This is a genomic window from Vibrio viridaestus (assembly GCF_003856525.1).
Classification (GTDB): Bacteria; Pseudomonadota; Gammaproteobacteria; order Enterobacterales; family Vibrionaceae; genus Vibrio; species Vibrio viridaestus.
In genome coordinates this window covers 24,268-37,226 of the sequence record NZ_RJVQ01000014.1, presented here as the reverse complement: position 1 = coordinate 37,226, position 12,959 = coordinate 24,268, and the positions used below count along the sequence as shown (strand labels likewise).

13 protein-coding genes are annotated in these 12,959 nt (G+C 42.2%); 10 read left to right on the top strand and 3 right to left on the bottom strand.

Annotation, left to right across the window (positions count from 1 at the left end; genetic code table 11):
* Position 1: 1 nt before the first annotated feature.
* Genes recF through dnaA form a run of 3 tightly spaced genes read right to left on the bottom strand, consistent with a single transcriptional unit; the run spans position 2 to position 3,651 of the window.
* On the bottom strand, positions 2–1,081 hold the full coding sequence (gene recF, locus EES38_RS20200; protein WP_124939035.1) for a DNA replication/repair protein RecF: 1,080 nt from the start codon (positions 1,079–1,081) through the stop codon (positions 2–4).
* A 7-nt stretch (positions 1,082–1,088) separates the two neighbouring features.
* Positions 1,089–2,189 (bottom strand): DNA polymerase III subunit beta, encoded by a 1,101-nt coding sequence (gene dnaN, locus EES38_RS20195; protein ID WP_124939034.1) that lies wholly within the window; start codon positions 2,187–2,189, stop codon positions 1,089–1,091.
* Positions 2,190–2,241: 52 nt separating this feature from the next.
* Positions 2,242–3,651, bottom strand: a complete 1,410-nt coding sequence (dnaA, locus tag EES38_RS20190) for a chromosomal replication initiator protein DnaA (protein ID WP_124939033.1) — start codon at positions 3,649–3,651, stop codon at positions 2,242–2,244.
* A gap of 306 nt (positions 3,652–3,957) precedes the next feature.
* On the opposite strand from dnaA, the gene EES38_RS20185 reads away from it, so the two are divergent.
* The 10 genes from EES38_RS20185 (at position 3,958) to EES38_RS20140 (ending at position 12,934) form a co-directional block, all read left to right on the top strand.
* Positions 3,958–4,707 carry an amino acid ABC transporter substrate-binding protein gene (locus tag EES38_RS20185; RefSeq protein ID WP_124939032.1) on the top strand — a complete coding sequence of 250 codons (750 nt, stop codon included), beginning with the start codon at positions 3,958–3,960 and terminating at the stop codon, positions 4,705–4,707.
* A 92-nt stretch (positions 4,708–4,799) separates the two neighbouring features.
* Positions 4,800–5,471, top strand: a complete 672-nt coding sequence (locus EES38_RS20180; RefSeq protein WP_124939031.1) for an amino acid ABC transporter permease — start codon at positions 4,800–4,802, stop codon at positions 5,469–5,471.
* Complete coding sequence (locus EES38_RS20175; RefSeq protein WP_124939030.1) at positions 5,468–6,208, top strand: amino acid ABC transporter ATP-binding protein; 741 nt, start codon at positions 5,468–5,470, stop codon at positions 6,206–6,208. The genes EES38_RS20180 and EES38_RS20175 overlap by 4 nt, the downstream gene beginning before the upstream one ends.
* Positions 6,209–6,443: 235 nt before the next feature.
* On the top strand, positions 6,444–6,578 hold the full coding sequence (rpmH, locus tag EES38_RS20170) for a 50S ribosomal protein L34 (RefSeq protein ID WP_005378825.1): 135 nt from the start codon (positions 6,444–6,446) through the stop codon (positions 6,576–6,578).
* A gap of 46 nt (positions 6,579–6,624) precedes the next feature.
* Positions 6,625–6,948: a ribonuclease P protein component gene (gene rnpA / locus EES38_RS20165; RefSeq protein ID WP_243694234.1), complete on the top strand. Its 324-nt coding sequence runs from the start codon at positions 6,625–6,627 to the stop codon at positions 6,946–6,948.
* Positions 6,915–7,172 (top strand): membrane protein insertion efficiency factor YidD, encoded by a 258-nt coding sequence (gene yidD / locus EES38_RS20160; protein WP_124939028.1) that lies wholly within the window; start codon positions 6,915–6,917, stop codon positions 7,170–7,172. Before rnpA ends, yidD begins: the two co-directional genes overlap by 34 nt.
* A 2-nt stretch (positions 7,173–7,174) precedes the next feature.
* A complete protein-coding gene (gene yidC / locus EES38_RS20155) occupies positions 7,175–8,803 on the top strand; it encodes a membrane protein insertase YidC (RefSeq protein WP_124939027.1) in 1,629 nt (542 codons plus the stop codon).
* 92 nt (positions 8,804–8,895) lie between these two features.
* Positions 8,896–10,257 carry a tRNA uridine-5-carboxymethylaminomethyl(34) synthesis GTPase MnmE gene (mnmE, locus tag EES38_RS20150; RefSeq protein ID WP_124939026.1) on the top strand — a complete coding sequence of 454 codons (1,362 nt, stop codon included), beginning with the start codon at positions 8,896–8,898 and terminating at the stop codon, positions 10,255–10,257.
* A gap of 224 nt (positions 10,258–10,481) precedes the next feature.
* The gene (locus EES38_RS20145) at positions 10,482–12,407 is read left to right on the top strand and encodes an FTR1 family iron permease (RefSeq protein ID WP_124939025.1); all 1,926 of its coding nucleotides are present in this window, start codon (positions 10,482–10,484) and stop codon (positions 12,405–12,407) included.
* 11 nt (positions 12,408–12,418) lie between these two features.
* Positions 12,419–12,934 (top strand): iron transporter, encoded by a 516-nt coding sequence (locus EES38_RS20140; protein WP_124939024.1) that lies wholly within the window; start codon positions 12,419–12,421, stop codon positions 12,932–12,934.
* Positions 12,935–12,959 lie beyond the last annotated feature (25 nt).

The window sequence follows — 12,959 nt, the reverse complement described above, 5'->3', positions numbered from 1 at the left end:
TTTATCCTTGCTCAATCGCACCATGTTCCACATGGAACAATTTACTGTCAGCTTCACGCATATCGCTCACCTGACCTTCAGTAATCGAGCTTACAAAAACTTGTGCACCCGTTTGTTTCAAACAGGTCGCCAACCTTTGTCGACGTTGACTATCTAACTCTGATGCAAAATCATCGATCAGATAGATACATTGCTTTCCGGTTAAGGAAGTCAAATGTTGCCCTTGGGCAACTCTCAATGCACACACCATCAACTTGAGTTGACCTCGTGACAGAACGTCCTCTACGGGCGTACTGTTCACCTTAATTCTTAAATCGGCTTTATTGGGGCCACTAAATGTGTAACCAACAGCACAATCTCTTTCAAAACTTCTTTCCAGAAGATCTTGATATTCCGTTTCTTTTTCCCAACCGCGGTAGTACTTTAACGCAATATCGAACTCGGGTAAAAAGTTGTTGCAAATTGGTCGAGCATGTTCTGTTAATTGCTCGATATAAGCTTGCCGCCACTCATCTAACTGTGCAGCTAACTGACTTAACTCTTTATCCCAAAAACTCAATTCTCGATACGAAGTCGCTGTCTTGAGTAACGCATTTCGCTGTTTATTCAAACGACGAAATCGTATCCAAACATCATAAAATTGAGGTTGAGTATGAAACACCCCCCAATCGATAAATGCTCTGCGCTGCTTGGGACCATCTGTTAGCAATTCAAACCCATCAGGATGAATCAGTTGCAAAGGCATTACTTGGGCTAACTGGGATAGCTTTTGTCCAGATTGACCGCCTATTTTAACCTCAGTTGAGCCATCGCGCTGCTTATTAATGCCAATCGGTACTTCAAATTGATCTGAGTTCAAATATTTGCCATGAACAAACAATTCTGAACTGTCATTTTGAATCACTCTTCCCGTCAAAGCGCTACGAAAAGAACGTCCATGACCGAGCATATAAATAGCTTCAAGAACGCTGGTTTTACCGCTGCCATTAGGTCCAATAAGAAAGTTAAAGCCTGATGATAATGTCATATCACAGGCTTTAATATTTCGAAACTGATGGACCATCAAACGGGATAAAGGCATACAATGACTACAAGCGTATTGGCATTACCACATACATTGCACTGTCATCATCCACATTCTCGATTAATGCGCTTGCATTTGGATCCGACATGGTGATTTTGACCTTTTCGCAACGAAGTGTATTTAAAACATCCAATACGTAACTTACGTTAAATCCGATCTCAATTTCTGAGCCTTCAAACTCAACGTCGAGAATTTCTTCCGCTTCTTCCTGTTCAGGGTTATTCGCAGTGATCCGCATTTCGGGACCATCAATGTTTAAACGAACCCCTCTGAATTTTTCGTTTGATAATATCGCAGCTCGCGTAAAAGCCTGACGAAGTATATCACATTCAGCGATCAAGGTTTTGTTGGTATTTTGTGGTAGTACACGACGATAGTCAGGGAATCGGCCATCAATCAATTTTGAAGTAAACACAAACTGATTAACCCGGGCCCGAATATTCGAACTGCCGATTTCAAGAGTGACTTGCTCTTCCGGTTGATCAAGTAGCTTAACTAGCTCTTGGATACCTTTTCGCGGCACGATAATCTGATTATTTGCTAGGGCTTCAGGTAACGTCGTTAAACTCACCGCCATGCGGTGACCATCAGTAGCCACAGCTCGCAAAGTCGTATCTTCAATATCAAGCAACATGCCATTAAGGAAATAGCGAACGTCTTGGTTCGCCATCGAAAATTGTGTTTTCTCTATCAACGCTTTCAGATCAGACTGAGGCACACTTAATGTGATATCACTTTGCCAATCTTCAATATTAGGAAAATCATCAGCAGGCAGTGTAGCGAGAGAGAAACGGCTGCGACTAGAATGAATATTAAGGCGATCACTGTCCAATACGACTGAAATCTCAGCGCTGTCAGGCAAGCCTCGACAAATATCAAGAAATTTTCTTGCCGGAACGGTTATCTGACCAGATTCACAATCACTCTCCAAATCAATTTGAGCAATCAGCTCAACTTCGAGATCGGTTGCGGTAATAGAAAGAACCTGATTTTCTACTTTAAGTAACAGGTTACCTAAAATAGGTAGTGTTGCACGACCACCAATGGTTCCTGAAACCTGTTGGAGCGGCTTAATAAACTGACTTCTTGTTATCGTAAATTTCATAGTGAGGTCTTATTACTGCCTGATTAATATTCTTGTTTACTATACCGTTTTTTTAGGAAGAAAGTGTGCGAATTAAGTTTGAATAATCTTCTTTTATATCGTGACTTTCTTCTCTTAGCTGTTCAATTTTACGACAGGCATGCAACACTGTTGTGTGGTCACGACCACCAAATGCGTCACCGATTTCAGGCAAGCTGTGGTTAGTCAATTCCTTGGCCAAAGCCATCGCTAATTGACGAGGGCGAGCAACAGAACGGGAGCGACGTTTTGACAACAGATCAGCTACTTTAATTTTATAATATTCTGCAACGGTTTTTTGAATATTGTCGATAGTAACGAGTTTTTCCTGTAACGCCAGTAAATCACGTAGTGCTTCACGCACAAAATCAATCGTAATCGGGCGTCCGGTAAAATTGGCGTTGGCAATAACACGGTTTAATGCACCTTCAAGCTCACGAACATTTGAACGCAAACGCTTAGCAATGAAGAAAGCAACTTCATCGGCAAGATGTATCTGGTGATCCTCGGCCTTTTTCATCAAGATAGCGACTCGGGTTTCCAATTCAGGAGGTTCGATCGCAACCGTAAGTCCCCACCCAAAACGAGATTTGAGGCGGTCCTCTACCCCACTGATTTCTTTCGGATATCGATCTGAGGTCAGAATTATTTGTTGGTTGCCTTCTAAAAGCGCATTAAAGGTGTGAAAAAACTCTTCCTGAGAACGCTCTTTATTGGCAAAAAATTGAATATCATCGATCAATAACGCATCAACGCTTCTGTAGTAACGTTTAAATTCTTCGATAGCGTTATTTTGTAGGGCTTTAACCATGTCCTGAACAAACCGTTCAGAATGCATATAAACCACTTTTGCATTGGGATTATTATCAACAATCGCATTACCAACCGCATGCAGCAAGTGAGTTTTACCCAAACCGGTCCCACCGTAAACAAACAGAGGGTTGTAGGCCGCACCTGGATTATCAGAAACCTGCTTTGCCGCAGCAAGCCCGAGTTGGTTGGACTTACCTTCAACAAAGTTATCAAATTTATGTTTCGGGTTAACATTAGAGCGATAGTTCATCGATGCTGAGGCAGCATCGTTATTATCCCAAGTTTTACTTACCGATTTTCTTGCCTGCAATTGCGCAGGCGCAGATGACTCTGCCGCAACATCGGCTGGCGTTCTGATCGGTTCAACTTTTGGCGCAGCCGTTTGACGACGACTACCGACTTCAAAACGCAAACTCGGTATATCACTACCACAATGCTCTTGCAGTAGTCGGTTAATGCTATGGAAGTATTTATCCCTAACCCAATCTAAAACAAAGCGATTTGGTGCAAACAAAGTGAGAGTATTGTCATTGAGTTCAGCTTGCAACGGTCTAACCCACATGCTGAATTCTGTTGCTGGTAGCTCTTCTTGAAGCTGTTGCAGGCATTGCAACCATAGCGAAGATGACACGGTTCCCTCACTCTAAGTAAATGATCGATAAAGAAAGGCGATTTTACCTGTTGATAACTAAGATCTCCAGCAATAGATCGAAGATCTATTCACATTGATCCAAGTTATTCACAATTTTTTTAGCTTTTTTTCAAAGATCATCACAATTTGGTTATAAATTACCCACAATTTTTTCCACATATACAAAGATCAAGCAAAGTTATCCCCAAAAGGTAATTTGTCAGTTATGATCAATAACAGATAGTTATTTATTCTTATTGATAGAATTATAATAAAATTAATTCCTGTTCTTATATGGAGAAATACATGAATAAGTGGTTTAAAGTTGCTGTTGCTCTATTAGCATTGACAACAATGAGTATTCAAGCGGCTACAGAAGTAAAAGTCGGAATGTCTGGTCGCTACTTCCCGTTTACATTTGTTAAGCAAGATAAGCTTCAAGGTTTTGAAGTCGACGTTTGGAATGAAATTGGTAAACGTAACGATTACGACGTGAAATTCGTGACTTCCAACTTCGCCGGTTTGTTTGGTCTGTTAGAGACAGGCCGTATCGATACAATTTCTAACCAAATTACCGTTACGGATGCCCGCAAGGCGAAATACTTGTTCTCAGATCCTTACGTCATCGATGGCGCTCAACTGGCTGTTCGTAAAGGTAACGACGACATCAAGTCGTTAGAAGATCTGAAAGGAAAATCGGTTGCTGTGAATCTGGGTTCAAACTTTGAGCAGCTACTGCGTAAATACGACACGAACAATGAAATTGATATCAAGACGTATGATTCGAGCTTTGAGCAGGATGTCGCATTAGGTCGTGTGGACGCTTTTGTCATGGACCGCCTATCTATTCTGGAAGTGATAAATAAATCAGGTCTTCCTCTACAACTGGCAGGTAAACCTTTTGAAACCATCGAAAATGCTTGGCCATTCCTTAATAATGAGAAAGGTAAAACATTACGTGACCAAGTTAATACCACTCTGGCTGCAATGAAAGAAGATGGAACGTTGTCTAAGATTTCCATCAAATGGTTTGGTTCTGACATTACTAAAGAGTAATAAAAACGTCCTAGAATAAATACCGTAGCCCACTATCGATACACGATAGTGGGTTTTCATTTTATACCATCATCACACCAACCGGGTAGACTATGAGTTTTGACTTCGAATACATGCTTGGGTTGATGCCGATTCTATTTAAATATCTCGGTACAACTATGGAGCTGGCCTGCTGGGGAATGATTTTCTCAATCATTCTTTCTGTCATTTTGGCAAATATACGGATTTTTAAAATTCCAGTACTCGATCAACTTTGCCAGCTATACATTAGTTTCTTTAGGGGTACACCTCTTCTGGTTCAGCTTTTTCTTCTTTACTATGGGTTACCGCAAATTTTCCCTTTCTTGATTGGTCTTAACGCATTCAGCGCCACCATCCTAGGTTTGACTCTGCATTTTGCGGCTTATATGGCCGAAACCATTCGTGCCGCCATTATCAGCGTCGATCGCAGTCAGATGGAAGCCAGCCTATCAGTCGGTATGACCACCAGCCAATCGATGAGAAGAATTATTTTGCCACAAGCAAGTCGTATCGCATTGCCTTCATTAATGAATTACTTTATCGATATGATTAAGTCGACGTCTCTAGCATTTACTTTGGGAGTCGCCGAAATCATGGCGAAAGCACAGATGGAGGCCTCATCTACCTTTAAATTTTTTGAAGCGTTCTTGGCGGTCGCACTTATTTATTGGGGGCTCGTTGTCATTCTTACACGTGTACAAACCTGGGCTGAAACCAAACTGAATAAGGCGTATTCGAGATGATAAAAATTGAAAATATCCATAAACGATTTGGTGATTCGGAGATACTTAAAGGTATCGACCTAGAAATAAAGCAGGGTGAAATCATTGTCATTATTGGCTCAAGTGGCACTGGGAAATCAACACTTTTACGTTGTATCAACTTCCTTGAGCAGGCAGATAAAGGCAGGATTTCTATAGGTGAAGTCTCTGTAGACAGTGAATTACCATCGAAATCCGCAATCTTAGCTTTAAGAAGAAAGACAGGCTTTGTTTTTCAAAATTATGCATTATTTGCTCATCTCACAGCAAAACAGAATATCGCTGAAGGATTGATCACAGTTCGTGGCTGGAAAAAAGAAGATGCTTATAAAAAATCAAAAAGTATTTTGGACAGCATAGGACTGGGTGATAAAGCCGATCAATATCCTGCTTCCCTGTCAGGTGGCCAACAACAACGAGTGGGAATAGGTCGAGCCATGGCGCTTAAGCCTGAACTACTGCTGTTTGACGAACCTACATCCGCGTTGGATCCTGAATGGGTCGGCGAGGTATTAGCGTTAATGAAGCGTCTGGCAAAAGATCATCAAACCATGCTGGTTGTGACACATGAAATGCAATTTGCCCGTGAAGTGGCAGATAGAGTGATCTTTATGGCGGAAGGACACATTGTCGAGCAGGGTTCTCCACAAGATATATTTAATAATCCACAGGATATTAGATTAAAGAAATTTTTAAATCAGGTCGGGATCGAGCAATGATCCTTGAGATTTTGCGTTTTGCGCGTATAATCGCTCGACCAAAATTGGCAGCTCTGTTGCATGCAAATGTGGCTTAGCATAGCCAGGGAATCATTGACACTTAATGTGTCTGTGATTACAATTCCGCCTCTTTGTTGAGAGGCGTCGGAATGTGCTTCTCTATATTATAGAAGGTACCGAACCCACGCCGGGTTTGAATTGAACCTAAAAACTACTGATCAGTAAGGTAAATACAATGAAACGCACTTTTCAACCTACAGTTCTAAAGCGCAAACGCACTCACGGTTTCCGTGCACGCATGGCGACTAAGAACGGTCGTAAAGTAATTAATGCACGTCGTGCAAAAGGCCGTGCGCGTCTTTCAAAATAATCGATGATTCATTTTGGATAAGTACGCTTTTTATCGGGAGTTACGTTTGTTAACTCCCGAGCACTATCAAAACGTCTTCCAGCAAGCTCATAGTGCTGGTTCACCTCATTTCACCATTATTGCTCGCACAAATACCCTCTCTCATCCGAGACTCGGTCTTGCCGTCCCGAAAAAGCAAATTAAAACAGCCGTAGGCAGAAATCGTTTTAAACGACTCGCTCGCGAAAGTTTTCGTCTGAAACAGCATGAACTTCCTAGCAAAGACTTTGTTGTTATTGCGAAGAAAAGTGCTCAGGGATTGAGTAATGAAGAAATGTTTAAACTGTTTGATAAGTTATGGCTGCGCCTATCTCGCCCTTCACGTGGTTAGCCATCGGTCTGGTTTATTTCTACCGTTGGATAATTAGTCCGTTAATCGGACCTCGATGTCGTTTTACGCCAACCTGTTCTCAATATGCGCTAGAAGCATTGAAAGCTCACGGTTTTGTAAAAGGGTGTTGGTTAACAGGCAAACGTCTATTAAAATGCCACCCTCTTAATGAGGGAGGGTATGATCCCGTTCCACCAAACCATAAACAAAACAGAGATAAATAACGATGGATTCTCAACGTAATATTCTGTTAATCGCATTGGCTCTGGTTTCTTTCTTACTATTCCAACAGTGGCAAGTAGCGAAGAATCCGGCACCTGAAGCGGTAGAACAGACTCAAACTGACAGCTCTGCACCTGCTTCAAATGGTTCTGTTGAATTGGCTAGTCCAGCAACAGCACAACAAGCTGCCGGTAAAATCATTACAATCGATACAGATGTGCTAGCAGTAAAAATTAACACTGTTGGCGGTGATGTTGTTTCCGCTAAATTGAAAAAGTATGACGAAACGTTAAATTCAGATAATCCGTTCGTACTTTTGAAAGACACTAAAGATCATCAATTTATCGCACAAAGTGGTTTGATTGGACCTCAAGGCGTTGACCGTAGCAATGGTCGTCCAACTTATCTTGTTGCACAAGACCAGTACACTTTGACTCAAGGACAAGATGAGTTAAGCGTACCTTTTACTTATCAAGCAAATGGTATCACTTATACAAAAACGTTCGTATTTAAACGTAATAGCTACGCTATTGATATGGACTACAAAGTGGATAACCAATCAGGTCAAAATGCCGAAGTGGGTATGTATGCACACTTACGTCAGACCCTACTTGAGTCAACAGGTAGCCTAGCGATGCCAACATACCGCGGCGGAGCGTTCTCTACTGAAGATACTCGCTATAAAAAATTCAGCTTTGATGATATGCAAGAGCACAACCTCAATGAGACGTTAACGAACGGTCAAGGTTGGGCGGCAATGATTCAACACTATTTCGCCGTTGCGTGGATTCCTCGCAGTGCACCAGAAACCAAACTGTTCTCTCGCGTTGTTGGCGACAGTGGAGATATTGGTATTCAGGAACCAAACAAAACCATCGCAAATGGTCAAACAGCAACATTTGATGCCACCTTGTGGGTTGGTCCAAAACTTCAGGATCAAATGGCCGCAACAGCGCCAAACCTGGATCTTGTAGTTGACTACGGATGGTTATGGTTTATCGCAAAACCATTACACTCTTTACTATCATTCCTACAATCGTTCATTGGTAACTGGGGCTTCTCCATTATCTGTCTGACATTTATCGTTCGTGGTGCAATGTATCCACTGACAAAAGCTCAGTACACATCAATGGCGAAAATGCGCATGCTTCAGCCTAAGATTCAGGCAATGAAAGAGCGTATTGGTGATGACCGTCAACGCATGAGTCAAGAAATGATGGCTCTGTATAAAGAAGAAAAAGTAAACCCACTGGGTGGCTGCTTACCTATTGTTCTGCAAATGCCAATCTTTATCTCTTTATACTGGGCATTGATGGAGTCCGTTGAACTACGTCACTCTCCATTCATCTTATGGATTCACGACTTATCAGCTCAGGATCCATACTTCATCCTACCAATCTTGATGGGTGCAAGTATGTTTATGATTCAGAAAATGAGTCCGACTACCGTAACGGATCCGATGCAGCAAAAAATCATGATGTTCATGCCTGTTGCATTCAGTGTGTTCTTCTTCTTTTTCCCTTCAGGTCTGGTTCTATACTACTTTGTATCGAACGTCGTGACTCTGGTTCAGCAGACTCTTATTTACAAGTCTCTGGAGAAAAAAGGGTTACACACTAAAGTGAAGAAGTAACCGTTAATTAAGGATGAAAGGCGGCCAAATGGTCGCCTTTTTGTTTTTCATTGCTACAATGACGCAAAGTCCACCGTTCTATTTGATTTGATATGACTACAGACACCATAGTTGCCCAAGCTACGCCTCCCGGACGAGGAGGTGTTGGTATTATTCGAGTATCCGGCCCAAAAGCAGCCGACGTCGCGCTCACAGTAACAGGCAAAACACTTCGTCCTCGTTATGCTGAATACCTTCCTTTTACAGACGAAGATGGAACTCAGTTGGATCAGGGAATAGCAATCTACTTCCCAAACCCACACTCCTTTACGGGAGAGGATGTGCTTGAACTGCAAGGGCATGGTGGTCCGGTAGTAATGGATATGCTGATTAAACGTATTCTTGCTATACCTGGTATACGAACAGCCAAACCAGGCGAGTTTTCTGAACGCGCATTTTTGAATGACAAGCTCGATCTGGCGCAAGCAGAAGCGATTGCTGATTTGATTGATGCAAGCTCAGAGCAAGCAGCGCGCTCAGCACTAAAATCGTTACAAGGGAAGTTTTCGGAAAAAGTAAACTCACTGGTTGAGTCTCTGATCCATCTGCGTATTTACGTCGAAGCCGCCATTGATTTCCCCGAAGAAGAAATTGATTTTCTTGCTGATGGCAAAGTATCAGGTGACTTACAAGCAATTATTAATGAACTTGAAGGCGTCAGAAAAGAAGCCAGTCAGGGTGCGATTATGCGTGAAGGCATGAAAGTCGTTATCGCTGGTCGCCCAAACGCGGGAAAATCAAGTCTGCTCAATGCGCTTTCTGGTAAAGATTCGGCCATCGTGACGGATATTGCAGGAACCACTCGAGATGTTCTTAGAGAACATATTCACATTGATGGCATGCCGCTGCACATCATCGATACCGCAGGCCTGAGAGAGGCTTCTGATGAAGTAGAGCGAATTGGTATTGAGCGTGCTTGGGATGAAATAAAACAAGCAGACCGTGTTCTGTTTATGGTCGATGGAACCACCACAGATGCCATCGACCCCAAAGATATCTGGCCTGATTTTGTTGACCGATTACCTGACTCTATGGGCATGACTATCATCCGTAATAAAGCGGACCAAACTCATGAAGAAATGGGAATTTGTCATGTTAATACTCCAACACTGATTCGCCTGTCAGCCAAAACAGGCCAAGGTGTTGAAGCTCTCAGAACACATTTAAAAGAGTGTATGGGCTTCCAGGGAAACCAAGAAGGCAGCTTTATGGCGCGTCGTCGACACTTAGATGCGCTTGATAAAGCGGCTGAGCACCTTCAGATAGGGCAAGCTCAATTGGAAGGTTATATGGCAGGAGAAATATTGGCCGAGGAACTGCGTTTATCTCAGCAACACCTGAATGAAATTACCGGTGAATTCAGCTCTGATGATCTTTTAGGAAGAATATTTTCCTCCTTCTGCATCGGAAAATAGCCTTTCCCATCGGAACCAAAATAACATAACGCAGTGATTTTACTGCGTTATTTATCAAACTACCCCATTTGTAACAAAATATTACAAATTGCAATAGCTAATTTTGCAAAATCACATCCCATTTTTACCGTTTCCTTAATTGTAACAAAACCTAAAATACGAGAAACAATGGTAATCGTTATCATTCATATTTCTGATATTTTCATTTTTAACGGTAAAAACGGATGTCATCGCTCAAAATACGATTTGTAATCATACTCAGTATCCTATTCGCACCTGCATTGGTTTTTGCTCAATCAACCGACTATCAGGCGCAGGTAAACGAACTTACTCAACGTTTGGATAAAGTCGTTTCTCTTTATAAGAATGGTCATCAGCAAGAAGCGAAAACTACAGTACAAATGGCGTATTTTGAGGTTTTCGAGGGAATAGAAGGCCCAATCCGTATCAATTACTCTCAACAGTATAGCTATAAGTTAGAAGCTCAATTTGGTGATATTCGTAAAGCCATTACGCAAGGAAATTCAGTCCCGGATGTCGAGAACAAAGTTTCCGCTCTACAAGATGAGCTCAATACGCTTCCAGAAAAGCTCGCAGAGGGGCATCAGCTCGTCGCGGAGTCACGCAACAGTACCGATAATAACGTTGTACCTTATTGGCAAGACACCTTGCAGAGTATTGATGATCTCTTGGCTGACGCAGTCTACAGCTATCGCACAGGGAATGCTCAACAGGCTCATGACGACATTCAGAAGGCTCAATTTACCGGCTATAAAAATTCCGAACTGGAAACTGCAATCAGACTGAACGTTTCGGCACAAAAAGCTTCTGAATATAATGACTCTTTTAAAAAGTTACTGACACTGGTTAAGTCTGAAGACAATTTAGTCGAAATAGGATACGAAACCACCTCTCTAGTACAAGATTTATCTGATGATTTGGCCAAGCTCCCGGCCTCTTCATCTCCACATACAGCACAGTCTACATCGCCAGCAGAATCAGAACAAAGTTCAGACACTGATTGGCATAATGTTCAGTCCACTATCATGAGCAAGTTGAAAGACGCTGTTGCTGAATACAAAAAAACGAATCCGCAACGGGCAATAGCCGACGTACAAGATGTCTATTTTGATCATTTTGAAGCCAGCGGAATGGAAAACAGTATCGGTGCCAGAGATAGCGCTTTCAAAACAACACTAGAAGGTTACTTTACTCGTCTGGTCAGCTTAATGAATGCTGGTCAATCTGAAGACAAGTTGACTGAGCAACTCGACAAACTGAATCAAGATCTCGATAAAGCCGTATCCATGCTAACTGACACCCAACAACAAAGTTTTTGGGCTCTGCTTTTGGCAAGCTTTACGATCATCGTGCGTGAAGGACTGGAAGCGTTATTGATCGTTGCTGCGATTGTCTCTTACTTAGTCAAAAATAAACATGAAGATAAGCTTTACGTTATCAAAAACTCCGTATGGGTGGGTCTGGGAGCCAGTCTGATCACAGCCGCGCTATTTCAATGGATCTTCGAAAATGCTGGCGCAAGCAGAGAAATGCTCGAAGGCGTCACCATGCTCATTGCTGTGTTTATTTTATTCTCTATGAGCTACTGGTTACTTGCCAAGGTAGAAGCAAACCGTTGGAAATTGTATCTGGAGAACAAGCTATCTCACTCTATTACCAAAGGGTCGTTGTACGGCCTGTGGCTGGCAAGTTTCCTCGCCGTTTATCGTGAAGGTGCCGAAACAGTACTATTTTATTACGCTTTAGGTAGCAACGGCTCCCATCAAGCACTACTTGCTATCTTCGCTGGCTTAGCGATCGGGATTGTTGTTCTGGCCATTTGCTACTTCATTATGCGTTATAGCGTCGTACGTTTACCGTTAAAACCATTCTTTATGTTTACAGGTAGCTTCATGTATCTGATGGCGTTCTCCTTCTCAGGGAATGGCGTTCTTGAATTGATAGAAGCGAAGTTATTCCAACCAACTCTGATAAATTCTTTTCCAGAAATTAGCTGGCTAGGCATCCACCCTTATATTGAGACACTCGTGCCTCAAGTCATTTTGCTGGTGGCCGCCTTAATCGCACTGTGGGTAATGAAAAGACCTAATACAACACTAAATACAATATCGAATACTCCATCAAATTAAGGGAATTAAGTATGAAAAAAACATTACTTGTTGCTGCACTTACTACAGCAGCAGTCGCTCCAGCGGTATTTGCAGGTGAACATCCTGCGGGAGATACTGTTGAAATGAACGGTATGGAAATTGCGGCGGTTTATCTACAGCCAATCAACATGGAACCAAGAGGTATGGGACTACCAGCCTCAAAAGCTGAAGTACATTTAGAAGCTGATATTCACGCACTTTCAGGCAACAAAAATGGTTTCGGTGCTGGTGAGTGGATTCCTTATTTAACTGTCAATTATAAGCTTACCAATACGGATACCGGAAAAAGTGAAGAAGGCACATTTATGCCAATGGTTGCATCAGATGGTCCTCATTATGGTGCCAATATAAATATGCTAGGAGTAGGTAACTACAAACTAACATTCCATATTGACCCACCCTCAAAAGGTGGAATGTATCGTCATACAGACGAAGAAACTGGTGTTGGCCGTTGGTTCAAACCTTTCGATGCAGACTACAGTTTCAAATACGTTGGTCTGAACTAATTACATTTATCTCTGGGTAGAGAGA